Genomic DNA, 26,731 nt, shown 5'->3' with positions numbered 1-26,731 from the left:
AAACCACATCCTTTCGTTAAGATGAATACGCCTTTCGGATTGATATAATGCAACATCTGTTCCAAAAGTGGGAAATGTTAGATAATTTCAAATAATATTATTTGGAATTAATGAAATTCACTGAAAATACACCCTTCATAAGAAGGTGGAAAGGTGAAAATTTTTGCCATAACAAAGGGGGAGAGCCATGGCTCTCCCCCCCCGTTTGTCTCCCAATTCCCCCGAATTCACCCCAATTCCCCCGTTTCTTCGGATATTTTCTGTAAGGTTTCTATTCCTTTTTCCGTTAAAGAGGTTCCTTGTCGTCCTTTACCAATGATAATATCATTAGCGTGATAAAGCGTTTGCAGCGCGTTTCGAATATCTTGTTCAGAGACGGACATTTCCATATTTTGTGCCATGGTTAAAATGCTTCTTCTGCCGATTTTTTGTTGTGCCTTCATAGCTTGGTAAATGCATTTTAAAACAAAATACTCGCAATGGGAACGGGAGGCGATGGAGACACCTGTTAATGGAATAGAGTCGTCTAGCAAGTCTAATGCTGGAAGATCTTCTACTTCGATATAGTTTTTTTCTAAATGTGCTAGATACTCAACACAGTTTTTGAGTTCCCTTAAATTCCCATGCCAGTTTCCTTGGATTAAGGCTTTCTTTGCTTTTTCTGATAAGAGGTAGGAAGTGCCTAAAAATTGCTGCATATGTTGAAACAGAATTAAGATGTCTTGCTTGCGATGGCGCAAAGCTGGTAAGTGCAAAGGAAGCACTTTTAAACGGTAATAAAGGTCAAGTCGAAATTTGTTTTCGGCTACCAGTTGATCTAAATTTTGATGGGTAGCGGCAATAACACGGACATTGATTGAAATGAGTTGATCGCTGCCAACGGGTCTAATTTCTTTCTCTTGTAAGACACGTAATAAACTACTTTGTACTGAAAGAGGTAATTCGGCTACTTCGTCAAGGAAGACGGTACCTTGATGAGCCAAGAAAAACAAGCCGTTTTTTCCGCCTTGCTTGGCACCTGTAAAAGCTCCCTCCACATATCCGAACAATTCACTTTCCAGTAAAGAAGCAGAAATAGAAGCACAATTCACAACTACGAAAGGCTGAGAACGCCGTTGGGAAGCATTGTGAATGGCTTGGGCAAAGAGTTCCTTGCCGGTACCGGATTCGCCAGTAATAAGAACAGAGCTATTCGATTTAGCCATTTGATTGGCAATATCCTTGCAGCGAAGTAAATCGCCGCTAATGCCTTTGATATCATGGAAGGTATATTTAGCTTGGTGACCCTTTTCTTCAAAAGAGTATTTGTTTGGGGGGGCTTGGGCAGGTTTTGCAAAAGAATGCAACGTAAATAGAAATCCACAAAAATCTTTAGAGGAAACTGGAGAAGCTTTGATGGTTAAAAAGTGTTGTTGGTATTTGGTGATCACCTTGCTTGGTTGTAAAGCAGTGGGAAGTTGTTGAATTGGTAAAACATCTAATACGTTCTTTTGAATACAGGAAGAGTGGATGCCTAGGATCCGATAGGCACTTTTGTTCATAGAGATAATACTTCCTTTTTCTGTTGCCACCAGAATCGATTCATCCAGAGAATCTATAATACAGGAGAAATGATATCGCTTATCCATGGCGGCGGAAGTAAAATAGGTGCTGTGACCAGAGGAAACAAGGGTATCTAGGTATTTTTGATAGTAATCTTGGAGCAAAGATTCTTCTAGGTTTAATTCTTTGGCAATATGATGGATACTGAGGGAACTGATTTTGGGCGAATTAATGTGCACAAGTTGATTCTCTTGAAAATCTTCCGCTTTTAATTCGTCTGTTGTGACCACATAAGAAGAGTGTTGGACTGGAATGGAATCTGGGCGTCTAGCAATCCTTTGATGCAAAGAGTACCCTGCATCAGCAAGTAAAATGCTGTGTTCGGAAGCTAATTCTGGATGACTGTGGTAAAAATAAATCTCCTTATTAGGTGGTATTTGGTCAAGGATATCGCATTGGATTTTGGTCAAACAAGGCTGTAGACGTATGACCTTTAGGGTACAAGGTGGTAGGTTTTGCGTGTGATTTCCGTAGGTGTAAGAAGTGGTTAGTAAAAAATCCAGATTTAAATCATGCCAAGGAATGTCTAGTTGGTGCTGCATAGACAAAGGAAGCGTATTGATCTGAAAAATCGAATCCAGAATGTCCTTATAAAAAGAGGCGGCATTGGCATTATGAGCAAGGATGGCAATTTGGTTCACAGAAATCCACCTTTCGGGTTTGTGGCTCTATCTTAAAGAATAGCTCCCTCATAGTATCGTCATAAAATGAACGAATAATCAATGAGAAAAAAGGATCATTAATTCCTTGGAGCACACCGTTTCTTCCTTGGTGCTTTCTTGGATAGAGCCCTGGATCAACCCGTTTAACCATGGCTGCCCTGGTATCTTTTTTCTTGCTTTACTGATGCCGATGCTGACGGTTACATGATAATTTTGAAAGGATCCATATGAATTAAAGAGGTAGGTCAGAATCGGGATACGATTAATTGGAGGAATGATGTCTGAATTTTTAGGGTTTTTATCCATGCACCCGATACATCACGGAATCCTGATAGCCCGTACGCACTCGAACATAACCAGCTAGTTGAGCATCCAAAGTTGGATCTCCAGTATCTACTAGAAAAGGACGTCCCATAAGGGCTTGTATCTTGTGAACTGTGGCCATGACAATGATATTATCAATACCCGCTTCTTGAATCACTTTGGGACTAAGTTGTTGATTGCCTCGACCCAAAAGATAGCCCTGTCCGCCGATAGGCGTAATAACGATCCGACTCTTTTGATGATGGATATGAAACAAAATTTCTTTTTCCGAAAGATCTGAGGCTATGAGCTGGCCATTGCAAACCAAGTCCACCCCCAGCAGTGTCGCTGGTAAAGATAAAGCTTCCATAATGTGACGAGTAGTGGAACCAGGGCCAATGAGGTAGAGGATGTCTTTTTCCATGTTGTCTGCAATGCCCAAGGCAATAGATTTTTGAGAAGATTCTTCGGATAAAAGACTTCCACTTTTCTTTCCCTGCATGAGACGTGCGTTATCTAAGACACGTAAGTAACCATATAGCTTAGTGTTCACCTGACCATTTCGGTAGGCGTCCTCATCAATATCCAGCACTTCTGCGCTCTTTATGCGTTTAATAGTTCCTTCTAAATAGCCAAGGGCTAGTTTGCCTGCTTCCTCTGGGTTAGTGGCGTACACCGGGGAGTGAATCTTGACACCAGCCGGGATTCCTACGACAGGCACTTTTTCACCTAGGACCTCATATAAATCTCGTGCAGTGCCGTCTCCTCCAGCAAAGAGAATTAAATCAACTTGGTGACGAAGCAGTTCTTCCGCTGCATAACGGGTATCTTGGGCCGTGGTTTCTGTCTGTGATCCTTCTCTGGTAGGGATAGATGTATAGTGAAAGCCCAAATGCTTAAGGGGAATCTCACCCATAGCTCCAGCAACCGTGATAATATGCAGGTGGTCCCTCAGGGACACCAGTTCTTTCATAGCACGATGGCTTCGATGGCCAGACTGAGGCAGGGCACCCAGTGCCCTTGCCTTTTCTGCCAGTCCGTCTGTTCCTTTGAGACCAACGCTACCGCCCATGCCTGCTACTGGGTTGATAATGAGTCCTAGTTTTTTCATGGGATATCACGCTTTCTTTGTTTTTTTTAGATAACTTCTCCAAGTCATAGCCCATTGCTGGGGGTCGTCCATTCCAGATTCGTCTACCAGATGAATGGTGCTGTTATGGGGGGCGGTTTTGATTATTTCTGGGTTTTCATAGGCTTCCTGTACTACATGGCTAAGGGTGGCAATGTACTCATCCAAATCTTCTTTGGAGGGGGTTTCCGTTGGTTCAAAGGTTGCTGGTTCCGGAACATAATAAGGGTGGTGGCTGGTCCAGTAATGCAGTCCAAAATCCATCATACGACGTTGGATGTCACCGGTGGTGATGCCGGTGTCTTTTGTCACTTGTTCTAACGTGTAGCGAGTTTGTTCGATTCTCTGTTTTTCTGGGCTGAAGGGTAGGTCGATGCCCTTTATAGCCGTTAGTTTTCGGCATAAATAGTTGTTGTTTAATACGGCAACTTTAGCTGCTTCGTAAAGTCCTTCTGGTCCCATGCTACGCATCCATGCATAAGCTTTTAGCACTACGGGTGCAACACCATTATAGGAACGTACTCGTCCAATGCTGTTTGGCAGATCGTGATTAAGGAAATAGGCCTCTCCGTTAAAATCAATGATGGGAGCGGGTAAGAAGCTTTCTAGTGTTTTGGTGACGCCGATAGCACCAGATCCTGGCCCTCCGCAGCCGTGGGGAGTACCAAAGGTTTTATGCAAGTTGAAAAAGCACATATCAAAACCCGCTTCTCTGGCTCGAGTGACGCCCAATAAACCGTTGGCATTGGCTTGATCGTAACCGCAAAGACCACCTTTCTCATGAACCAGCTTGGTGAATTCCTGGATACGTTTATTATAGATGCCGGTATCATCTGGATTTGCACAGATGAAGCCGGCGGTTCTTTCGGAAACGGCGGCCTTAAAAGCTTCGTAATCTGGATAGCCTTCTTCGTCTGGGAAAATAGTAATTACTTTATAGCCTTTTACTGCAGGGCAGGCGGCATCCGATGGATGGGAGTGAACCGTGGTAATGATTTCATCTCGCTGATGATCCTGGCCATGGTGCCGATGCCATGCTTTGATAATCGAGGACATGGCGAAGGCAGCCTGACTACCGCTGGCGGTCTGAAATGAAAATCGATCCATACCAGAAATTTCTCTCATCATGACATCTGTCTCATACATGATTTGCAGGATTCCCTGAACAGATTCTGTTGGCTGAGAGGGATGAAGAGATGCCATTTCTGGGAGTCCTGCCAATCGATCATTCACCTTTGGATTGTGTTTCACCGTGCAGGTTCCTTGGCCGATTTCTATGTTGACATCACCGCCCAGATTTTCTTGGGAAAGCCGCATGTAATGTCGCAGTACTCTAGGTTGAGACATTTCTGGCAGAGCAGGGGCTGTTTTTCGGCGCAGGTGGGAGGGAAGAGAAGCAAGTCCATGGCCAGCTACAGCTTTTATCCTATGGTCAGCCTCTGGAACCAGTATGCCACGCTCTCCTTCTTGACTTAATTCAAAAATAATCGGCTCGTCCCACTTAGCTTGGTGAAAATGACGCACTTTATATTCTCGGTTAATTCGTTTCATGTTTACCCTTCCTTTCCTACAATGGTCTCTATGGCATTAATCAGTGTATCAATATCTTCTCGGGTATGAATTTCTGTTACGCAATACAAGGCACTTTGTCCCAACTCAGGGAACTGAGCGGATAGATCTTTTCCGCCAAAGATATGGAACTCTCTCAATTGTTGATTGATCTCAGCTACGGTTTTACCAGTAGCGCTGAAATCCACCACAAATTCTTTGAAAACAGAAGATTTGAAAGGAGATACCTTTACGCCAGGGAGGGTTTCCATTTTCTTCATGGTATAAAGGACTCGTTGCAGAATCGTTTCACCCAGTTCCTGCATTCCTTTGGGTCCCATGGCTGCCAGATAAACCCCAGCAGTGATAGCCCATAGAGAGGTTTGGGTACCGACGTACTCGTTGGCATCTTCTCGTAAATCACCAAAGGACGTTCGGTTATAGCTAACATCGCCAAAACCGTATTCCCCTTCGTGAGAAGTGGGGGCAATGCCGAAAAGACGAGAAGGGTACTGCATAACATATGCTTCTTCGTCTCGTGTAGCAATAAAGCCAGAAAGGCCGCCGCCGTAATGCATATGAATCCCTAGAGGTTGTAGTTCTCCGCAAATAATGTCTGCTCCATACTGGGAAGGGGGCTCTAAAACGCCTAAGGAGCTGGGATCTACCCCTACAACCGTAACGGCTCCCATCTTTTTGGCCATGGCAGAAATGGCTTCTCCTTGCTCTTCAATAAAGCCGAGGTAAGAAGGGTTTTCAAAATAAACCGCCGCCGTATCTGCAGAAATTTTGTGCTCAAGATCCTCTAAATCCATCTGCCCGGTTTCCGGATGATGCTGGACGGGAAGGATCTCTAACGTTGGGTCACAGTAATTCTTAATGGCTTTTAGCTTTTCTGGATCCATCAGAGAAGGGACTAAGATTTTGCTGCGTTTTTTCATTCTTCCAGCCATTCGCATAGAGGTAGCGGCTGCTTGTGCCCAGTCCATGGTAGGAACATTAACGACTTCCATATCCACTAATTCAGCTACCATGCTTTGGTACTCAAAGAGGCTCTGGAATCGGCCATGATCATTATATGCTTCGCCAGCATAACCAGTAAGAAACTCGCCTCTGGAGTTGATTTCATCACAAATAGCAGGAACGTAATGGGGCCAGCACCCTCCGCCCAGAAAAATTAGATTGTCTCGGCTGCATTGATTTTTTTTCAGTAGCTGTTCGATATGCCGGCGGAGCTGGTATTCAGATGCCAGTGCTGGTGGTAGATTCATATTTTCTTTGAGTTTTAATGCTTCTGGTATTTCTGCATGTAATTCTTCTAAACTTTCCAACCCAATTTCCTGTAGCATTTGTTTCTGAACCTCTGGAACTGAATTGGGAATATAAGGGTGCTGCTGAAAACCTTTAATGGTCATAGTGTATTCCTCCTGACTAGATTTTTTATGAATAAGGAAAAAGAACGAGGGAGCCTATGGATATTCTTAATCAAGCTGTGGACAAGGGTTTAAAGGTTTTGCGTGTGATTTTCCTAAGCCCTAACCACGAAACAGCCCCAGGGTCTTTGTTCTGGTGAATTAGGCGATCCCGCCACCGTCTATGACCAGAGCGCTTCCGGTCATCCATTTGGAGAGGTCGCTGGCTAGAAATAGGACCACATTAGCAATATCTTCTGCGGTACCCAATCTTTCTAAGGGGCGTCCTTTTGCGGAATCACATAGGAATGCTTCTTCTTCGCAACCAAGCTGGCGCCCTTCCTCTCGAAGCATGGCCGTATCTGTATCACCTGGATTGATGCTATTGACACGGATATGATCCGGACCATGATCAATCGCCATGGCTCGAGTCAAGTTCACGAGACCTGCCTTTGCGGCACAGTAGGCAGCCGCTTTATCGCCTCCCTTTAAGCCCCAGCCAGAACCTGTGTTAATAATGCTCCCGCCACCATTGTTAGCCATGACGGGAACAACAAATTTGGAGAGGAGATAGGCCCCTTTAAGGCTAACATCCAATACTTGATCCCACTCTTGTTCTTCCAAGTCCACCACGGTCTTTCGATGGGTTACGCCGGCGTTGTTAAATAGAATATCAATCCTTCCAAACTTTTTGGTAATTTCTTGGATTGTTTTCTGGCAGTCTTGGAGGGAAGCGATATTGCAGGCGAAATAATCCGCTTTGCGGCCAGCTTGTCGAAGGGCTTGGGCCCCTTTTTCTCCCTGCTCATGATTAATATCCAGCAGAGCTACGGTAGCGCCATAGGCAGATAACAATTCGGCTGTTGCCAAACCTATACCAGAAGCGGCGCCAGAAATAACAGCCACTTTTCCCTCGAGATTCAACACGTCTTTCTTTTCTAGCATGATGCAACCTCCTTTTCTAGTTTCATTTGTATGTTGTTTCTTTGGTGTGGATTCTATGGTCTTGAGGCTTCCTAAAGGAATTCTCTTGTATTTCTTTATTGCAACTCTTATGCCAAGATTTAAGGCCATATGAAAAAAATATGGATTTAAAGAAGAGGGAAACGTAGAAAAAGTCTGAAGGATAGATAGGAGAAACTAGACAAGAGGATCCTTTTCTGTGGTTATTTTAAAAGATTGTTTAAGAAAGAAAATAAGGATATTGATTTCTGGTAAGGAATGTTCCTCTCCCTTCATAATTGTCAATAAATGACAAATATTTGCCATTGATTGACAATTATGACATAATAGAGCTAAAGCTAGTTGAGGAAGGGGTTTTATGATGATTGGAAAAGAAACCAGTGATGGGTTGCAACGGCTCATAAGGAGCCTGGGTACTGTTCTAGACATTGAAATTGCTGTGTTTGACAGAGATTGCCATTTGATCGGATATACACCCGCTTATTTGCGTCAAAAAGGGAAAACTGTTCATAATCCATCTGTTGAAGAGGTGATGCAAGAAGGAAAAATCATTGTGAATGAACCAGGTCGCATGGCTTCTTGTAGAGGATGCCGTTTTAAAGATCATTGTCCTGCCACCATTGAAATACTCAACTGCATTCAGACAAATCGCTATACCTTTGGTGTGGTAGCACTTACCTCTTTCACGAAAAAAGGCCATGCTAAAATCACCAATAATCCAGCCCTCTACTTGGAGATATCCCGTGATATCGCAGAAATTCTTGGTACTGTGTTTAGGCAAGAAACCAACATGGACCACACGGCTTCCTTAGAAGAGTTACTGCAATCGGCTATAGGATTTTTAGAGGAGCCGGTGATGGCCATTGATCATAATGGATTGACAACCCATGTCAATGAAGCCGCCCAGGAACTGTTTTCTTTCTGTAACCTTTCAGATGCTTCCATGAAGCAGATATTACCTCCCGCAATTCTTCGGAGTATTCTTTTAGGAGAAGCGTTTACAGCTAGGCCACTGAACACGCCCTATTTTGATGGGAAACTGACGGTAGCCCCTATTCGCAAAGATGGGAAGTTTGGAGGGGCGGTTTTAAGGCTTCAACAATCCGTATGGCATCGAAATACAGACATGGTCTGGGATCAGCATAAAAATCCAGGGGAAGTAGCCTTGGGACGAATAGTGGGGAAAAGCCCAGAAATAAAAAGGCTCAAAGAAGAGATCCTTCATTTTGCGGATGCCCCTTCCCCGGTGTTGATAACTGGGGATACAGGAACTGGAAAAGAACTGGTAGCGCAAGGGATTCACGCCAATAGCTCTCGACGGAATAACCCCTTTGTAGCCGTGAATTGTGCCAGTATTCCAGAAACACTATTTGAAAGTGAACTATTTGGTTATATGGAAGGAGCCTTCACGGGAGCAAAAAAAGGGGGGAAAGCTGGGCGTTTTCAAATGGCCAATGAAGGTACTATTTTTTTAGATGAAATAGGAGAAATGCCTTTATCGATTCAGGCAAAACTACTCAGAGTGTTGCAAAACTATACCATAGAACCCTTAGGTAGCACTAGATCAATCCCCATCAATGTACGAGTGGTGGCAGCTACCAATCAGGATTTAGAGGCCTTAATAGCGGAAAAGAAGTTTCGAGCTGATTTATTCTATCGGATCAATGTGATTCCCCTCCACTTACCTGCCCTTAGGCATAGAAGAGAAGATATAGGGGATCTTTGTCACTATTTTGTTCAACAGTACAGCCAATTAATCAAAAAGCCAAGGGAAAGGGTTTCGGAAAAGTTGGTAGAAAAAATGAAAACATGTCTATACGATTGGCCAGGAAATATTCGCGAGTTGGAAAACGCCATAGAATATGCAGTAAATCGTTGGGATGAGCCAGTTCTAAGGGAAGTTCATTTGCCAAAAGCCTTACAAGAAAAATTGAAGGCGCCCCTAAGCAAACCAAGGGTGAATCATGAAAAAAGCCTCCAAGAAGAACAGGCCATGATAGTGGAATTCTTAGATGAATACGGTTGGCATCTGGAAGGGAAAGAAAAAACCGCCCAAGCACTAGGCGTTAGTGTAAGAACTTTATATCGAAAACTTAAAAAATATGGGATAATAGGGGCGTAGAAAAAGACCTTGTCATATTTTCCAGCAGAGTACATCCTTCTGTGGGTATGAACCGAAGGGTCATCGACTTATTATTTTGCAATTTAAAAGGAGTGTGAATCATGAAACAGCCTCATATTTTGTGTCAAAAAGGAGAAGTGGCTCCGAACGTATTGCTTCCTGGTGATCCTGGTAGAGTGATCCGAGTGGCGGAATTTTTGGACGATTACCAAGAAATAGCATGGAATCGGGAATTTAGAACCCTAACAGGAACCTTCAAAGGTATTCCTGTTACCGTTACCTCCACCGGCATTGGTGGTGCATCGGCGGCAATTGCCCTTGAAGAACTGATTAGTTGTGGCGGAAAAAACTTTATCCGTATCGGAAGTGCAGGTGCTATACAAAAGAACATTGCATTAGGAGATCTAATTGTTGCTGAGGGAGCCCTAAGGGAAGATGGTGCATCCCGCATGTATATGCCAGAAGCTTACCCAGCAGTTGCTGATTTGGAATTGACTTTAAAAATGATACAAATCTGTGAAGAAAAAAGATATCCTTGCCACCCAGGTATTGTGAGAAGTCATGATTCCTTTTATATCGATGAAGAAGAAGCTATCATGAAAAAATGCCATGAAAAAGGAATCCTAGGCTCTGATATGGAAACGGCTGCACTACTGACAGTAGCAAGATTGCGTGGGGTCCGGGCAGCTTCCATCCTGAACAACGTGGTTTTATTTCAGGAAGATGTCCGTCAGGGGATTGGGGAATATGTGGAGGATGAAACTTTGACAGCCCAAGGTGAAAGGCGGGAAATAGAAGTAGCCTTGGAGACACTGACAAGGATGAGTTGAAGAGACGAGAGAAGACAAAACTCATGATGAATCATGCTCCATTATTCGTATTTTTGACAGATTAAAGGAGATTTCTTCTTCGACTTGGAAGTGATAGGCATTCGAAAAAATATCCATCTTTAATACAGGATCTTCTCCTGTATCAATCAAGTAACGGGTGGAAGCTCCCAGAAAGGATTTTTGAATAATTCGACCGTGAAAAAGTCCTTCCGAAGCAGGAACAATAGCTTCTGGTCTGATAAAGAGCGTCAGGCTCTCTCTGGTGTCGTTTTTCGCCTCCTGGGTTGAAGGCATCCCTGCCTGATGGCCCGGCACTAAAGGATAGGCCATGGTCTTACCTAGTAAAGAGAGGAAGAGTGTATCGCTGGTATGTTCCTTAACCTTAGCGGTTACAAAATTTCCATAACCGATAAAATCTGCAACAAAGGCGGTGGCAGGCGTATAGTAGATCTCTTCTGGAGTACCGATTTGCTCCATGGAGCCATCCTTCATTACAGCCACTCGATCGGCAATAGCTAAGGCTTCCTCTTGGTCGTGGGTGACATAAACCGCAGTAATGCCGGTTCGCTGTTGTATTTCTTTGATTTCATCCCTCATTTCCACCCGCAGCTTCGCGTCTAGGCTGCTTAGGGGTTCATCAAAAAGTAGAATGGCTGGATCCACTACCATGGCTCGGGCAAGGGCAACCCGTTGCTTCTGACCGCCGCTGAGGGCGTCGATGCTTCGGCTTTTCATGCTATCGATCTGCATTAGCTTCATATAGTGATGAACTTTCTCTTCCACTTCTTTCTTTGGAACGCCGCGCACCTTCAGTCCATAGGCAATGTTTTGATAGACCGTCATATGGGGGAACAGAGCGTAGTCCTGGAATACCGTAACCGTTGGCCGGTTTTCTGGGACGACCTTGGTTAAATTTTGTTCTCGAAAGAGGATATCCCCATGATCTGGAGGGATCATTCCTGCCAGCATTCTGAGGATGGTGGTTTTTCCACACCCGCTGGGACCAACTAGCACCAATAGTTCTCCTTCCTTGATGGTTAAGCTGAGGGGTTTAACCGCTTCTACCTCATCATAGGCTTTTTCAATGCCGTTTAGTTGCAATGTCATATAGAACATCCTTTCTTAAAAGACTCTTTTCTCTCTTAGATATCGTCAGCCATTCAATCGTCGCTGCAGCCATAAAAAGATCATCCATAACAGATTTAGGGAGCCAAGGCCTAGTACGGTAAACACAATCAAAATAAAAGCATAAGCTGCGCCTATGCCCATCTGACCCAGATTCACTGCGCTGAAAATCTCAAAGGTCAGGGTGACATGGCGGGGTGTAATTAGGAAGATGATGGCACCGATGGTAATCATGACATGGATAAAGGCGTGTAGCATCCCTAAGCGATAGGCCGGCATTAGAGAAGGGGCAATTACTTTTGTAAAGGTTTGTCGCCGGTTTGCGCCCAAATCCCGAGATGCGTCTTCCAGATGGTTGGACAACTGTCTTAGCAAGGCTTTAGTGCTGCTAAAACTAATGGGAAGTTCACGAACCATACAAATCAGCACGATAACTGTTGCCGTTCCAGTTAGCTGAAATGGTGGATGGTGAAAGGCCATGACATAACTGATTCCCATAACCGTTCCAGGAATTACGTAGGGAGATAATGCGATGGCGTGAACCCATGCCTTTACAGAACCTCGGAACTTTGAATGCAGATAGGCGGTTAAAAGACCCAGCAGCGGACCAAGGAGAGCCACCTGATAGGCAAAGCTTAAGCTGTTCTGTAGACTTTTAAGAGCTTGTATACGGACGTTGGTAAAATGCCGTAGGCTAAAGCTGTAATCATACCCCCAGACTGTGGTAAAAGCACCAGTCATAATCGTCAGAAACTGTATAAACACCAAAGAGGCATAGGCGGAGGCAAGGAGAAAAAGCACCAACATAATAGGGGTGGAAAACATGGAACGTCGAGTTTCTATTTGCTGAAAGGCTACTGGATCTCTTGAGGTGAAGGACTTGTTCCGTAAAATAAGTTTTTCAGCAGCATAAATCCAAACACTGAGAAAGAGGAGAACCACGCTGATGGCGGATGCATAACCCAGATTAAAATTGGAAATTAGCTGTAGGTAGGCTTCGCTGGCCAGCACTCGATAACCAGCTCCTACCAGAATGGGTGTGCCGAAGTCCGATAACACATTGGCGAAGATTAAAGAAGCAGAGGCGGTTAATCCAGGCAGCAAAAGAGGCAGGGTAACCGAAAAAAACACCTGATGTTTGGAAGCGCCAAGGTCCAAGGCGCTGTCTTCCAGCGTTGTATCTAGATTTCGAAGGACATTGGAAATAATAAGGTAGGCAATGCTGCCATTCCCGATGGTTTGCAGCAAAACAATCAGACCAGGACCAAAGAGATTGAGATCCAGTCCCAACAACTGGTTGGTAATCAAGCCCCGTCGGCCAAAGAGCATGATGTAGACGATAGCACTGACAAATGGCGGAGAAATCATATTCAGGATAGCAGCATAGTGAACAAATTTTCTACCTGGCCAATGGCTTCTATTCACAAAAATGGACAATAAAAGCCCTGTGAAGGTGGCGAAAACCGTAGAGAGGGTGGTAACAATTAGGGTGTTGCGAAAGAGAATAATGCGACGACCACTGAAAAGTCGCATAAAATGACTGAAATCAAGGCGTTGATCTATCCACAGACTGGAAAGGAACACACGAAAAATGGGATATACCACAAAAACCAACAAAAATATGAGGATAGCCATAGCTATCCCCATATAGAGAGCGTTGGATAATACCTTTGATCTTTTAGTATCCGTATCGTTCGTTCCATTCTTCAATAATAGCATCTCGATCCCTCGCAGCGGCTGCAAAATCATATTCAAATAGATTTAAGGCTTCTACATCAGGTACTCCTGGCTGAAGGGTAACGCCGGACCGGATCCCTGGTCGCGGGCTGCCTTGTGCCAAAACTTCCTGCCCTTCTACGGAAAGCGTCCAGTCTACAAAAGCCTGAGCAGCTTCCAGTTTGTCTGTTCCCTCAATGATAGCAACAGGAGCATGCTGCCAGACAGTGCCGTCTTCCGGATAAATGGCTGTGGTTGGATAGCCTTCATTTTCATAGTATACGCCATTAGGGCCAATACCAATTAATGCTTCGCCCAGCGATACTTTATCAGAAGGCTCACTGCCCCTCTCTGCATAATAAGGAATGTTTTCGTTTAAAGCGTCTAAATAGGCCCATCCTTCTTCCTGTCCAAAATTCTGTAATAGGGCGGCAATTACAGTGTAGGTTGATCCAGATATTCCTGGATTCGCCATCATTATTTCACCGCTATAGGCTGGATCCAGTAAATCCTCCCAGGATGTGGGGATTTCGAAATTTCCAGATTCAGCCAAGTCTGTATTAACAACCAGGGTTACCAATGTGACAGAAACACCTGTCCAGTAACCATCTGGATCTTTGAACATATCCTCTACTACATGAGATTCAGGCGAAACATAAGGATGTAGTAGTCCTTCTTCTGCGGCAACCATAAAACTGTCAGGGCCGCCACCAAACCAGACATCACCAAGGGTCCGGCCGCTTTCAGCCCGCATTCGGGACAGCACTTCACCGGAAGACATGCTTAGCATATCCACGGGAATACCAGTAGCTTCCGTAAAGGCTTCCTGAATCAGATCCAGACCACCATAGGAAGCATAAATTTGAAGCGGTTCACCTGTATAGGCTTCTTCGGTATCGTGGGCTTGCTCCATAGTTTCTGTTGTCGTTTCTTCAGGCGTTTCTGGTTCATCTGCAGTTTGGCAGCCAGCCAAGAAGAAGATCATAAATACCCCTAAGAACAAAGCAAGTGTTTTTTTCTGGAAAATCATTACACGTTCCTCCTAATCATATAATAGATTCCTTAACGTTGAGTTAATTCCAAACATAATCTTTTTTAGATGATATCGCTAGTTTCTTCGCCAATATTCGCCAATATAAGATTCGAAACTCCTACCATAAAGAAGTATACCATGTGCTGTGGGTTTTTGAAATTGAATATATCTATAAGAATAGAAAATTGGATAGAAAATTTCTATAGATCAAGGAAGAAATTAAGCCATTTAGACATTGATTTGATGCTTTGGTTTAGTACAGAGTCAATCATTTTGTTTGTTCAAAGACCAGATAAATTATTAGTTGTATTCTACTGCTGGATTCGTTTATCATAGTAGGAGACACCTCTTTATTAGAGTATTTGCAGAAATTAGTAGTTCGATTATAGCAGAAGTTGAATAGTTTGTGCTTTTTTTAGGTAAAGTGAGTGCTATTATTTTAATGAATATAATTCTTTTACTCATTTTTTCGAGGTGTGAACGTCGAGACGATAACTATGAAACAACAGTGTTGTTCTCCTCTCCCATGTTTGAACCCTCATTCTTTCTAGGCATAATAGAAGGGAAGTTGTTGAATGGATACAAAAAGCAGGTATGCAGCCTCTCTTGAACAGTTGCTGATGTACAAAAAGTTAGACGCAATTCATGTCAGTGAAATCGTTGCAGGAAGCGGATTTTCCAGAAAAACATTTTACCGGCACTTTAAAGATAAATATGATCTTTCTAATTGGTACTTAGCATGCATTTTCCAAGAGAGTTTTGGCCTTTTAAACAACCACCTTACTTGGGAAGAGGCCTTGACAAAATACTTGGAGCAATATCAGGAAAAATACACAGTGTTGAAGAATGCTTATGATAGTCAAGATGTTAATGGCCTCAGAAATGCGGATATTGCCTTGACGAAAAAAACCTATGAGCAATACCTGAAGGGTAAGGGGATAGAGGTGCAGAAAGAATCTGTGGAATTTGCCATTGAAATTGCTTCTCGTGGGGGGACGGATATGGTCATTCAATGGCTCTGTAGTGGAATGAAGATGGACAAGAAAAAACTCGTCCAATTAATTAAAAATACCTTACCACAAGAAATACTCCAACACATTGAAGAATAAATAGAAGGAGAGGGTTACATTTTTGCCATAGTGTGACTTTACATTCCTGAAGCCCTATCTTAGAATGGAATCCATTCCATCCCTTGGCTTCACCGTTTTTTTGAGACGGAGGATAATTTAGAGGGAAAAGATAGGAGGAAATAGTAAGATGAATATGTATGATGAACTGGTAGAGAGAGGTTTGATTGCTCAAGTTACGGATGAAAAAGAGATTAGGGAAAAAATCAATCAAGGACAGGCTACATTTTATATTGGATTTGACCCTACAGCCGATTCCTTGCATGTGGGACACTTTGTTGCATTATGTTTAATGAAGCGTTTGCAAATGGCCGGAAACAAACCCATTGTATTGCTGGGTGGAGGCACTGGGTATGTGGGAGATCCCTCTGGAAGGATGGACTTACGCTCCATGATGGAGGCAGACACGATTCAAAGAAATTGTGAATGCTTTAAACATCAAATAGAAAAATTCATCCAATTTGGCGAAGACAAGGCTGTTTTGGTCAATAATGTAGATTGGCTCTTGGATCTTAACTACATAGAACTACTGAAAGAAATAGGGACTCATTTTTCTGTGAATCATATGCTACGGGCAGAGTGCTATAAGCAAAGAATGGAAAAAGGCCTGTCTTTTCTAGAGCTTAATTATATGATTATGCAGTCCTTTGATTTTTTCTACCTGTATCAACATTATGGTTGCAATATGCAATTTGGCGGCGATGATCAATGGTCTAATATGCTGGGTGGAAGAGAACTGATTCGGCGTAAACTAGGGGTCAATACCTATGCTATGACAAACACCTTACTGATGAACTCAGAAGGAGGAAAAATGGGGAAAACTGCTAAAGGAGCTGTTTGGCTAGATCCAAAGAAAACATCCCCCTCTGAATTTTACCAGTATTGGCGGAATATAGGAGATGCGGATGTGTTGAAATGTTTACGGATGTTGACCTTTATACCCATAGAAACCATCAAGGAAATGGAAACGTGGCAGGGGAAACAGTTAAACAAAGCAAAAGAGCAATTGGCGTATGAATTAACAAAGATGATTCATGGTGAAACAAAGGCCCCTGTCTGTTTTTAGATAGGGGCCTTTAGGGTTGAATTAATCCATTCTTTCCTCATTAAACTTTTCAGCCAAATTCTTATTGATAACAATTTGATTTTCAGATACATAGGCATTATTCAATGGGATGACATCCTTGAAAAAAGAAAGTGGGACAAAACTTCGTCCATTACGGATAACAGGTTCTTGTCCGATCTCAATAGGATCATCATATTTCATATTAACATAAGCATCTTCGCCGATGGTTAAGGTAATACTATCACTGAGCATGACTAATTGGAGTTCTTCGCTCCACATAACATTAAACCCTAACTTTTCTGCGATAGGCCCTACGGGGACCATGACAACCTGGTCTTCAGTCATCCAAGCTTGGGGAGCCTCCAACTTCTCTCCCTCTACGATAAGGTCCATGGAAGCAACGTCTATTTCCTTTGTTTCAGAAGTAGGATGGTGGTTTTCCAGTACCACGACCAGTTCTGGATTGGTCTGTGCTGGAATACTCTTGGTTGCAGCGCTGTAGAGGACTGCTAGGGCTTGGTTTTCCAAAGATTCCGTGTAAGGGTCACCCTGCTGATCCATTACCTTTGTGTCTTCGCTAATATTTAAACGAAGAAAATGAGTGGTGTCTGTTAAGCTTTCATCAAATATCCCAACAAATAATCCTTGAGGGCCTGATTCCACCATATAGGCCACGGCCTTATATTGTGGCGGATAAATAGTAATCATAGGTCTGCGGGCATCATAATAGGCAACAAGATCATCGCCTTTTTGGGGAGATGCTTGTGTCATACTCAGGGTCTGTTCAGAAATGCGTAAGTCGAAGGGATTTCCCTCTGCATCCTCTAGCCTCATCATGAAAGCGTCGGAATCCTGACTTTCTTGAATTTCTTGGATAGAACCCGTAACTTTTTGGAAAGCAACGGCCTCTTTTTCTTCTGGATGGTTCGTGTCAGCCAAAGCCATCATAGGGATCATGGTCAGCAATAAAGTCAATACCAAAGTCCTTTTCAAGGATTTTTTTCTTGTAGATTTACACATAGTCTATTCTCCTCCTAAAGTAGTGTTAGTTCGTACTAAAGATTAAGACGCAGGACTTTAAGAAAAAGTTGCAGCTAAAAGAAAAAAAGAGGATGTTGGCGAACAACATCCTCTTGGTGACTTAGATGGGGACCTAGAAACCCTTTAAACCGCAAGTTCCTTCATTGATTCAAGGTCTAAAGAATGATACGTATTTTGGTAGGAATAAACAGGATTTGTACGGCCTGCTCGAATTTCACGAACCAAGTCTTGGACATGGGAGATTTTTTGTGAGAATTTGGTGGCAAAAATCCCCACTTTTTCTTGACGGTGGGCATCGCTACACCCGAGAAGAGGAAGTTTCAGATCAAAAGCCGCATGGCAGGCCCGGTCATTTAATGGCATAGGCGTACTTCCGTTCAAGGCTTCAACACCGGATAATCCTTTTAAGGAAAACATGGTATCTCCCAAGGCTCGCCCATTTTCTCGATAAGGATGGGCAGCGATAGAAATGCCCCCACGTTTTTCCGTCCAATCAATGAGTTCTTGGGCATGCATTTTGTGCTCTGGAATATGATCTACGCCGTAAATCAGCAAATCACCTTCGTAGGTAAGGATTTCGGCACCAACAAAAATAGGAAAATTCATTTCTTGGGAGAGCCTTTCCGCTTGAGGAAAAAGCCCTATACTGTCATGGTCTGTAATGCCAATGGCATCCAGGCCTCTTATTTTTGCTTGACGGACAATGTCTTTTACATCCAATTGACTGTCAGCAGAATGTTGTTTTTCATGGAGATGCAGATCGATTAACATAATCAAGAACCACCTTTACCCTAGTAAAGTAGAAAGGATTAACCAATAGAATCATACCATGATTCACAAGGGTTTTAAAATTGGATTTTTCAATAGGTTTTTGATAATCGATAGAGAGTACCTATGGATGAATGGAACTAGGGTTTTGGAGGAGTCTCTTCTGGAAATGCAGGATAATAACCATGGTTTGAAAGAGAGACTTATGCTACACTAAAGTCTAGAGAAACTGGAAGATTGGATTGAGATGGAGGGAGCGAATGTAATGGAAATGTTCAACATCCGTTACAGGTCAAAAGATCATTTGAACCAGTTTATTAAGAAAAATAAACTGCAAGGAAAAGAACTTTTGGTACTGGTTTTTACCAATGTGGAGCCTGTGGATACAATAGTGGAAGTAAATACTCACATTATGAAAATGTTGCCGGAGTCAACTCTGACGGGTTGCTCTGCTGCTGGAACCATAGAAGGGGTGAAGGTGCATGAAGAGGGCATTCACATTACTTTTTGCTGCTTTCAATACCCTGTAGAAATTAGTGGAAGCGCTTACAAGATACAGGACAAAAATGAAGAAGAAGTTGGATCTTCGATGGCCAAGGACATCCTAAGGGATCATAGCCAATTGCTACTGCTCTTTGCAGAAGGATTGCATACAAATCCATCCCGGCTGTTACAAGGGGTTTCCAAGGAATCGGATCAGGTTCCCGTAGCAGGTGGAATGGCAGGCGATAATCTTCGACTTGAAAAAACCTTGGTGTTTTTGAACCATCAAGTGTTAGAAAATTCCGTCGTAGGAGTGTCTCTTAACAGTCATCACTTAATGGTTTCTGCGGCACACCGCCTAAATTGGAAGAGGATTGGCAAAGAAATGAAGGTGACAAAATCCATGGGCAATCAGGTGTATGAAATAGATCATCGTCCGGTAACGGAAATCTACCATCAATATTTGGGGATAAACAAGGCCGACGCCTTGCCTCATTCTATAGGGGCAGATTTTCCGCTGATGGTGCATCGAAAGGGAATGGATCTGGCACGTTGCGTGGTAGGGATACATCAGGATGGGAGTATGCTTTACGCCGGTGATTTGCTGGAGAATGAAGTAGTGCAGTTTGGATATGGGAACCCATCTATGATGCTGGAAAACATGGAAGAGGATTTTCCTCCGATGAAATCCGTGGCGGCGGAAGCCGCTTTGATTTTTTCCTGTGCCGCCAGAAAAGCTCTTCTGGGAGAACATGTCCTGCGAGAAATCAAACCATTGTCTAGGGTCATGAAGACGGCTGGCCTGTTTACCTATGGGGAGTTTTATCGAAAGGAGCATACCAATCATGTGCTTAACGCAACCATGACCATGGTCTTTTTGTCAGAAGATTCTCATCGAAAGCCAGAGGTGGAATGGGATGAATATACTTTATGTAGAAGGAATACCGCCGATCGTCAATTATCGAGTATCAAAGCCCTAACTCATTTGGTGGATCAGGTTACCTCTGAACTGGAAGAAGCCAATCAGAAACTAACCCTTCGAAATGAACAGCTGTTTCGTGTTTCACAATTAGATGGATTGACAGGTCTTTACAATCATAAAGCCTTCTATGATCTGCTTAAAAGAGAAATAGAATTAGCCCGAGACCATGAAAAAACAATGGCCTTAGCAATGATAGATTTAGACTACTTTAAAGAAGTTAACGATGAGTGCGGCCATACCATAGGCGATAAATTGTTGCAATTGATAGGTCAGACATTGAAAGACTGCTGTCGGCAGGAAGATGTTGTGTGTCGCTATGGTGGCGATGAATTTGCGATTATCTTTCCCAACACCAAAAGAGAACAAGCCTACCGAATTATCCAGCGTATCCAAGAAGAAATAAAAAAGCTAACCCCTGCTGCCTGTAACAAACCCATTAGCATGAGTGCTGGAATTGTTGCAGGAAAAAATCTGAATTTTGAAACCTTGGTAGAATGGGCAGATGAACTGTTGTATAAAGCCAAGAAATCAGGAAGAAATAAGGTTAAAATATAAACAAGAGCCAAGGATTTTGACAGTTTTTTCATAAATGTGTGATATACTCCGCGAATTGGGTAAACATTAAAAACAAGTAATATAGAACCATCGCCTAGCGTCTTTGTTTATTGGCCATGAGAAGGAGAATGAAAGAGAGGGGTGGTGGAACACAAAGGGCTGCCTAGGATGAATGGAACATAAGCTTTAAAAGCAACATAGAAAATGAGACAGAAGGATGTGGAGGATATGAAAAAAATAACCAGTAGTATTACCTTTAAGTTGTCATTAGCAATCTTAGTATCCCTAACAGTTATCTTTGCCAGTGTTAATCTGGTCACTAGATCTGTGATACGGGATGAGGTATTAGAACAGTGGAAAGTATCGGAATTAAAGCTGGTAGACTTATATAGTGAAATGATCGACATGAATAACCTTCAATCCTTTATCGAAGGCATTGATCAAGAAAACGATTTGGCCTATGCCCTGTTTATTGATAAAAACCTTAAGGCAATTGCCCACAGTGATGCTAGTCGTATTGGCATCGAACTAGACGATCCGGGAAGCATAGCGGCTGCTAGGGACGGGCAAGCATTTTCGGGCTATTTCCACTGGTCCGTTACAGATTCTCAGGTACTAGATGTATTGACGCCCATCTACCATGAAGGAGAACATGTAGGAGCTTTGAATATTGGTATAAACGTGGATACGGCCACCATGAATCAGATTCTGTCGGATAGTTTAAGAAAAATAATGCTGGTGTCGATGATGGCAGGAGTCATAGCCATTGTTTTGATTATAGCCGTTAGTCAAAAAATGTTGGTGCAACCCATCCAGTGGATGACCGCCATTATTCAAAAACAAGGCGAGCTTAATTTTAGGGAATCAACAGAGAGTATTCCAGGGAAACTGAAAGAGAGAAAGGATGAACTTGGAAGGATGGTCCATGCCATTCTCCTATCCAACAAAAGCGTACTAGAGTTTTTGGAACAAAGTGATAAACTGGCTGAAGACGTGAATAAAACCTCCCATGATTTACAAAGCGTAGCAGCAGAAACCGCCAAAGCCGTGGAAGAGGTAGCAGGAGCTATTCAAGACATTGCCAGAGGTGCAACAGATCAGGCAAATGATACAGAAAAAGGCATGGATCACATACAGGATCTGGGAGATATGATAGAAGCCAATAATGATCAGACAAAAAAAGTGGACCATACTTCGGAAGTAGTAAGCACCTTGCAGCAAGAGGGAATGGACATTATGAAGCATGTTGTCAGTAAAACCGATGAGAGCAGCAAAGCGGCTCAAGAGGTGAATAGCGTTATAGGGAAAACCAATGAAAGTGCCCAAAAAATTAAAAGCGCCAGTGAAATGATTGCCAATATCGCCGATCAGACAAATCTTTTGGCCCTGAATGCAGCCATCGAATCCGCCAGAGCTGGAGAAGCAGGCAGAGGATTTGCGGTAGTTGCAGATGAAATTAGAAAATTAGCGGAGCAAACCAGTCGATTTACTGGTGAAATTGAAATGGTGATAGAAGAGCTCACAGAAAAAACTGAAATTGCAGTAGAAACAATGGAAAAAGTAGGTGGAATCGTAGAAGCACAAGGAAAAGGGATTATGGAAACCAATGAGAAATTCATGGGCATCGACAAAGCAATCGAAGAAATGAAAACATCTATAAAATCCTTAAGCGCTTCAGGGCATCACATGGAAAGTAAGAAAAATGAGATTATTGTATTGATGCAAAACTTGTCTGCCATTGCCCAAGAGAATGCAGCAGGCACCGAAGAAGCCTCCGCTTCTGTGGAAGAACAAACCGCTTCTATGGAAGAAGTTTCTAGTTCTACCAGTAACTTGGCAGAGGTGGCTGAGTCCCTAAAAGAAGCATTATCAAAATTTAAGCGTTAAAACGTGGGATATAGCTAGTATACAAAACTTTCTGCTGATAAAAAAGCAGAGAGTTTTGTTCTGTTTTGGAGGTTTAAGGCCTAGGCCTATTGGAAAAAACAAGGGCTACATGGTATAATTAGTAGTATTATTCTGAATTATTCAATTTGGCAAAACGAAGGAGTTCTTCCGTTGAAAAAAATAGTTGCCATCCTTTTCTTATTGCTTTTTACAATGACATTCCAGAGTGTTTCTGTTCATGGATATGTAGAGATTGTTAATTACTATGCCGATGAAGCCTATCCTCCCTATTCCTACGAAACCGCCGTAGGAATGGATGGTTTTGATGTGGAATTGATTCAGCGAATCTTTCAAGATCCACAGTACCGATTGGTGGTTCACGGAGAAAGTTGGCCACTGGTTTTAGAATATGTTCAGCAGGGCAAGGCGGATGTCATTAGTGCTCTAGGGATTACAGAAGAGCGTAAAGAAGCGATGCTGTTTACAGATCCTATTCTTCAAGTAAGCCAAGGATTTTTTGGTACGGACAGAATAGAAGCCTTTTCCATGGATAGGATAGAAGACTATAGGATTGGTATAGGAGAAGCCTATTCAGATGCGCTTTTACTGGAAGAAGACTTAGGCATAACAGATTATATGAGTTTTGCTGGCTTAGAAGAAGCCATGCATGCCTTAATGGCTGGTAGAGTGGATTTAGTGTTTGCGGAAGAAGATGCCTTTGCCCATGTATTAGTCCAAAACAGATTACAAGGCTATATTGCTCCCTATAAAACAGGGCTTTTCCCGCGGGCCTATCATTATGGCGTTAGCAAAGAAAAACCGGAACTAGTTGGTTTTATGAATAGACGCCTCGAAGAAATGAAAGAAACAGGCGTGTATGAAGCTACCTATCAGAAGTATCTGCAGAAAAATTCTCCTCATTTTTATGAGGAACAAAGAAAGCGACAGATGGGCATCCTTTTACTTCTGGGTATTTTACTGTTGGGACTGATTGCCAGCACTCGGTATTTTGCAATCAAAAATCAAATGATAGAATTACAAGCTTCTTATGAAGAAATAAGAGCCATGGAAGAAGAGTTATGCGATCAGGTGGATCAATTGCAGCATTATATCCAGGTGATCGAGCATATGGCTCATCACGATGAGTTGACCGGTCTTCCGAATATGAGATCGGTGCATGAGTATCTAGAGGAGAAAATAGAAACAGACGGTCAAAATAATGAGATGATTGCCTTTGTTTTAATGGATTTAGACGATTTTAAGAGCGTCAACGACATACATGGCCATTTAGCAGGGGATCAGCTTTTAAGAGAATTGGGAAATCGGTTATCCGAAGCAAAAAGCCAACACTCCATGGTTGCCAGAATGGGGGGCGACGAATTTATCCTCTGTATAAGCAAAGTAGAAACCAAGGAAGCCTTGCAAGCTTATCTGGATGAACTCTTTGAAAAAGTGCATCAACCCATGGTGATGGAAGAAGTAACCTTATACCCGTATTTCACAGCTGGAATTGCTTTATATCCCAAGGATGCAGTGGATGCCCAATCCTTATTTGCCTGTGCGGATGCGGCCATGAATCAAGCAAAAAGAGAAAGCAATTGTCGCTATCAGTTTTTTTATCAAGAAATACAAGAAAAGGTGCGAAAAAGAGTTGAATTGGAAGCAGATCTCTATGATGCCATGGAAGCACAACAATTCAGCTTGGAATATCAGCCACAGATCCAAGCAAAAACAGGAAAAATAAAAGGCGTGGAAGCACTTATTCGATGGGAACACCCAGAAAAAGGGAGGATCTCGCCAACGGAGTTTGTTCCGGTGGCTGAAAACTCTGGACAAATTGTAGAAATTGGTCGTTGGGTGATGACGGAGGCTTCAAAGAAAATGCATGAATGGAAGATCAAAGGTCATGAATCCTTAGATCTTTCCGTTAATGTATCGATCAGACAAATACAGCACCCAACTTTTTTAGAAGATTTTAAAGCATACTATGAGATGGGATTTGCAGATATCAACTATTTGAAGTTGGAAGTAACAGAAAGCATCAGCATGATGGATTCTGGTGACGTAGTACGTTCCTTAGAGACGCTTTCTCAGATGGGGGTGCGCATTTCCTTGGATGACTTTGGCACTGGCTTTTCATCCATGAATCATTTAAAAGCTATGCCAGTCCAAGAAGTGAAAATTGATAAATCCTTTGTTAATAATATGGAAAACAGTGGTTCCAAACAAGCCATTGTTCGATCCATGATTAACTTGGCCCATGCTTTGGGGAAGAAAGTAGTCGCCGAAGGAGTGGAAACACAGAAACAGGCCGATTTGTTGGGGGATTATGATTGCGATATGTTACAGGGATACTTCTATGCAAAACCCATGACATGGAATCAGTTTGAAGCCTTATATCGACAGCAACAAGGGACTTATTAAAGTCATTTAGCTAGATTCACCTACTTTTTTGAGGTTTTCATTTGATCCGACTACAATTCGAAGCCAAGGATGGCTCCATCCTTGGCTTCGTCCCTCCAGAAAAAGGGAAAACATTTATTGGATATCTGGGACTTTCAGGATAGCACCTTGGCTACCGCTGGTCACCATATGAGCATATCGGGCCAACACACCACTGGTGATCTTGGGAGGTCTTGGCCTCCAAGCGTTTTTTCTTTTAGTGAGAACGTCTTCTGGCACTTCAAAATCAATGGTTTTGGCGGATATATCAATGGTGATCAGGTCTCCTTCTTCCACCAGAGCAATAGGGCCTCCTACGGCTGCCTCTGGTGATACATGACCAATGGAAGCACCTCTCGTAGCGCCACTAAAGCGTCCATCTGTAATAAGGGCTACTTCGCTGCCCAATCCCATCCCAGCAATAACAGAGGTAGGACTCAACATTTCTCGCATACCAGGGCCGCCCTTAGGTCCTTCATATCGAATGACCACTACATCACCAGCCTTAATGTTTCCATTTTGGATGGCTTCCGTAGCTTCTTCTTCGCTGTCAAAAACCCGTGCTGGTCCACTGTGTTGCATCATTTCAGGAGCAACGGCAGAAGCCTTTACGACACAAGCATCTGGTGCCAGATTTCCCTTAAGTACCGCAATGCCTCCTGTGGCGCTAAAGGGATTGTCAATGGGGCGGATGATCTCTGGATTTTGATTATGACATCCTTGGATGTTTTCTCCTACGGTTTTCATGGTGCAGGTGAAGGCATCTTTTTCAATTAAATTCACTTTATTTAGTTCGTTCATCACCCCATAGACTCCGCCAGCCGCCTCCAAGTCTTCGATAAAGGCAGGGCCAGCAGGTGCAAGGTGGCATAAATTAGGGGTTTTTTCGCTGATTTGGTTGGCCATTTCCAAATCCAATTGCACACCAGCTTCATAAGCAATGGCAGGAAGATGAAGCATAGAATTGGTGCTGCATCCCAGAGCCATATCAACGGTTAAGGCGTTTTTAAACGCTTTCTCGGTCATGATTTGCCGCGGACGAATATCTTCCTTTAATAAGTTCATAATCTGCATACCAGCCAATTTGGCTAATTGCACTCGTGAAGAATAAACAGCAGGAATGGTTCCATTTCCCTTTAGGCCCATGCCCAAAGCTTCTGTAAGGCAGTTCATACTATTGGCTGTATACATGCCAGAACAGGAGCCGCAGGTGGGACAGGCTTTATTTTCATAGGCGGTCAGTTCTTCAGAACTTATTTTTCCGGATGCATGGCGACCAACGGCTTCGAAGACTGAGGAAAGACTAGTTTTTTCTCCCTTAACGGTACCTGCCAGCATCGCCCCACCGCTGACAAAAATAGTAGGGATATTTAAGCGAGCGGCTGCCATTAGGAGTCCAGGTACATTTTTATCGCAGTTGGGAATCATTACAAGCCCATCAAAAGCATGAGAAATAGCCATGGCCTCCGTTGAGTCGGCAATCAACTCCCTGGTTACCAAGGAATACTTCATGCCAGGATGGCCCATAGCAATTCCATCACATACGGCGATGGCTGGAAACTCCATAGGCATGCCACCTGCCATTGCAACCCCCATCTTAACGGCATTGGTTATTTTATCCAGATGGGTGTGGCCTGGAACTACTTCGTTAAAGGAATTGACAATTCCAATTTTGGGCCGATGCATTTCCTCTTGGCTCATGCCCAGTGCATTCAGTAAAGAACGGTGAGGAGCACGGTGTGCTCCTTGTGTTATTTGGTGACTCTTCATGGTGAATAACCTCCCACATAAATTTTCCTAGGGTCAATTAAGAATAGTAAGGCTTATCAGAATATTATAGAACATAAAGCTAGTCAATTGCAAACATTTTTACCATAAAGCCACTTTCTATTGTGGTAGGAAAAGACAGATTCCAATCAGGCCGCTATGCCTCTT

Annotated in this window: 18 protein-coding genes; 7 read left to right on the top strand and 11 right to left on the bottom strand. The window is 43.1% G+C overall.

Annotation, left to right across the window (positions count from 1 at the left end; translation table 11 throughout):
• Nucleotides 1–227: 227 nt before the first annotated feature.
• From ACZ47N_RS05615 to ACZ47N_RS05595, 5 genes are all read right to left on the bottom strand, one after another.
• Entirely contained in the window at nt 228–2,243 is a 2,016-nt protein-coding gene (locus ACZ47N_RS05615) for a sigma-54 interaction domain-containing protein (protein ID WP_464888154.1), read from the bottom strand.
• 319 nt (nt 2,244–2,562) lie between these two features.
• Nucleotides 2,563–3,678 (bottom strand): ATP-NAD kinase family protein, encoded by a 1,116-nt coding sequence (locus ACZ47N_RS05610; RefSeq protein WP_464888153.1) that lies wholly within the window; start codon nt 3,676–3,678, stop codon nt 2,563–2,565.
• 6 nt (nt 3,679–3,684) lie between these two features.
• A complete protein-coding gene (gene gcvPB, locus ACZ47N_RS05605) occupies nt 3,685–5,247 on the bottom strand; it encodes an aminomethyl-transferring glycine dehydrogenase subunit GcvPB (protein ID WP_464888152.1) in 1,563 nt (520 codons plus the stop codon).
• Nucleotides 5,248–5,249: 2 nt separating this feature from the next.
• Nucleotides 5,250–6,659 carry an aminomethyl-transferring glycine dehydrogenase subunit GcvPA gene (gcvPA, locus tag ACZ47N_RS05600; RefSeq protein WP_464888151.1) on the bottom strand — a complete coding sequence of 470 codons (1,410 nt, stop codon included), beginning with the start codon at nt 6,657–6,659 and terminating at the stop codon, nt 5,250–5,252.
• 159 nt (nt 6,660–6,818) lie between these two features.
• A complete protein-coding gene (locus ACZ47N_RS05595; protein WP_464888150.1) occupies nt 6,819–7,601 on the bottom strand; it encodes an SDR family NAD(P)-dependent oxidoreductase in 783 nt (260 codons plus the stop codon).
• Nucleotides 7,602–7,977: 376 nt separating this feature from the next.
• On the opposite strand from ACZ47N_RS05595, the gene ACZ47N_RS05590 reads away from it, so the two are divergent.
• On the top strand, nt 7,978–9,741 hold the full coding sequence (locus ACZ47N_RS05590; RefSeq protein ID WP_464888149.1) for a sigma-54 interaction domain-containing protein: 1,764 nt from the start codon (nt 7,978–7,980) through the stop codon (nt 9,739–9,741).
• Nucleotides 9,742–9,842: 101 nt separating this feature from the next.
• Entirely contained in the window at nt 9,843–10,571 is a 729-nt protein-coding gene (locus tag ACZ47N_RS05585; protein ID WP_464888148.1) for a nucleoside phosphorylase, read from the top strand.
• Between the two features lie 21 nt (nt 10,572–10,592).
• On the opposite strand, the gene ACZ47N_RS05580 is transcribed toward ACZ47N_RS05585, so the two are convergent.
• Genes ACZ47N_RS05580 through ACZ47N_RS05570 form a run of 3 tightly spaced genes read right to left on the bottom strand, consistent with a single transcriptional unit; the run spans nt 10,593 to nt 14,442 of the window.
• Nucleotides 10,593–11,678, bottom strand: a complete 1,086-nt coding sequence (locus ACZ47N_RS05580; RefSeq protein WP_464888147.1) for an ABC transporter ATP-binding protein — start codon at nt 11,676–11,678, stop codon at nt 10,593–10,595.
• A gap of 45 nt (nt 11,679–11,723) precedes the next feature.
• The gene (locus ACZ47N_RS05575; RefSeq protein ID WP_464888146.1) at nt 11,724–13,415 is read right to left on the bottom strand and encodes an ABC transporter permease; all 1,692 of its coding nucleotides are present in this window, start codon (nt 13,413–13,415) and stop codon (nt 11,724–11,726) included.
• The gene (locus tag ACZ47N_RS05570; RefSeq protein WP_464888145.1) at nt 13,375–14,442 is read right to left on the bottom strand and encodes an ABC transporter substrate-binding protein; all 1,068 of its coding nucleotides are present in this window, start codon (nt 14,440–14,442) and stop codon (nt 13,375–13,377) included. Before ACZ47N_RS05570 ends, ACZ47N_RS05575 begins: the two co-directional genes overlap by 41 nt.
• Nucleotides 14,443–15,020: 578 nt before the next feature.
• Between ACZ47N_RS05570 and ACZ47N_RS05565 the strand changes: the two genes are divergently transcribed.
• Together ACZ47N_RS05565 and tyrS are read left to right on the top strand one after the other, a co-directional pair.
• Nucleotides 15,021–15,554, top strand: a complete 534-nt coding sequence (locus ACZ47N_RS05565) for a TetR/AcrR family transcriptional regulator C-terminal domain-containing protein (RefSeq protein WP_464888144.1) — start codon at nt 15,021–15,023, stop codon at nt 15,552–15,554.
• 148 nt (nt 15,555–15,702) lie between these two features.
• Nucleotides 15,703–16,638, top strand: coding sequence for a tyrosine--tRNA ligase (gene tyrS / locus ACZ47N_RS05560; RefSeq protein WP_464888143.1), 936 nt, complete (start codon nt 15,703–15,705; stop codon nt 16,636–16,638).
• A gap of 21 nt (nt 16,639–16,659) precedes the next feature.
• On the opposite strand, the gene ACZ47N_RS05555 is transcribed toward tyrS, so the two are convergent.
• The gene (locus ACZ47N_RS05555; protein ID WP_464888142.1) at nt 16,660–17,658 is read right to left on the bottom strand and encodes a copper amine oxidase N-terminal domain-containing protein; all 999 of its coding nucleotides are present in this window, start codon (nt 17,656–17,658) and stop codon (nt 16,660–16,662) included.
• A 144-nt stretch (nt 17,659–17,802) separates the two neighbouring features.
• Nucleotides 17,803–18,450 carry a PHP-associated domain-containing protein gene (locus tag ACZ47N_RS05550; protein WP_464888141.1) on the bottom strand — a complete coding sequence of 216 codons (648 nt, stop codon included), beginning with the start codon at nt 18,448–18,450 and terminating at the stop codon, nt 17,803–17,805.
• 262 nt (nt 18,451–18,712) lie between these two features.
• On the opposite strand from ACZ47N_RS05550, the gene ACZ47N_RS05545 reads away from it, so the two are divergent.
• The 3 genes from ACZ47N_RS05545 (at nt 18,713) to ACZ47N_RS05535 (ending at nt 24,778) form a co-directional block, all read left to right on the top strand.
• Nucleotides 18,713–20,467 carry a sensor domain-containing diguanylate cyclase gene (locus ACZ47N_RS05545; protein WP_464888140.1) on the top strand — a complete coding sequence of 585 codons (1,755 nt, stop codon included), beginning with the start codon at nt 18,713–18,715 and terminating at the stop codon, nt 20,465–20,467.
• Nucleotides 20,468–20,695: 228 nt separating this feature from the next.
• Entirely contained in the window at nt 20,696–22,354 is a 1,659-nt protein-coding gene (locus ACZ47N_RS05540; RefSeq protein WP_464888139.1) for a methyl-accepting chemotaxis protein, read from the top strand.
• A gap of 171 nt (nt 22,355–22,525) precedes the next feature.
• The gene (locus tag ACZ47N_RS05535; protein WP_464888138.1) at nt 22,526–24,778 is read left to right on the top strand and encodes an EAL domain-containing protein; all 2,253 of its coding nucleotides are present in this window, start codon (nt 22,526–22,528) and stop codon (nt 24,776–24,778) included.
• Nucleotides 24,779–24,892: 114 nt separating this feature from the next.
• Here ACZ47N_RS05535 and ilvD read toward each other — a convergent pair whose 3' ends face one another.
• A complete protein-coding gene (gene ilvD, locus ACZ47N_RS05530; RefSeq protein ID WP_464888137.1) occupies nt 24,893–26,566 on the bottom strand; it encodes a dihydroxy-acid dehydratase in 1,674 nt (557 codons plus the stop codon).
• Between the last annotated feature and the right edge of the window lie 165 nt (nt 26,567–26,731).

Source organism: Tindallia texcoconensis, from assembly GCF_055383815.1.
Note: the sequence above shows the minus strand (reverse complement) of the source record. Positions and strands in the feature narration are given on the sequence as shown.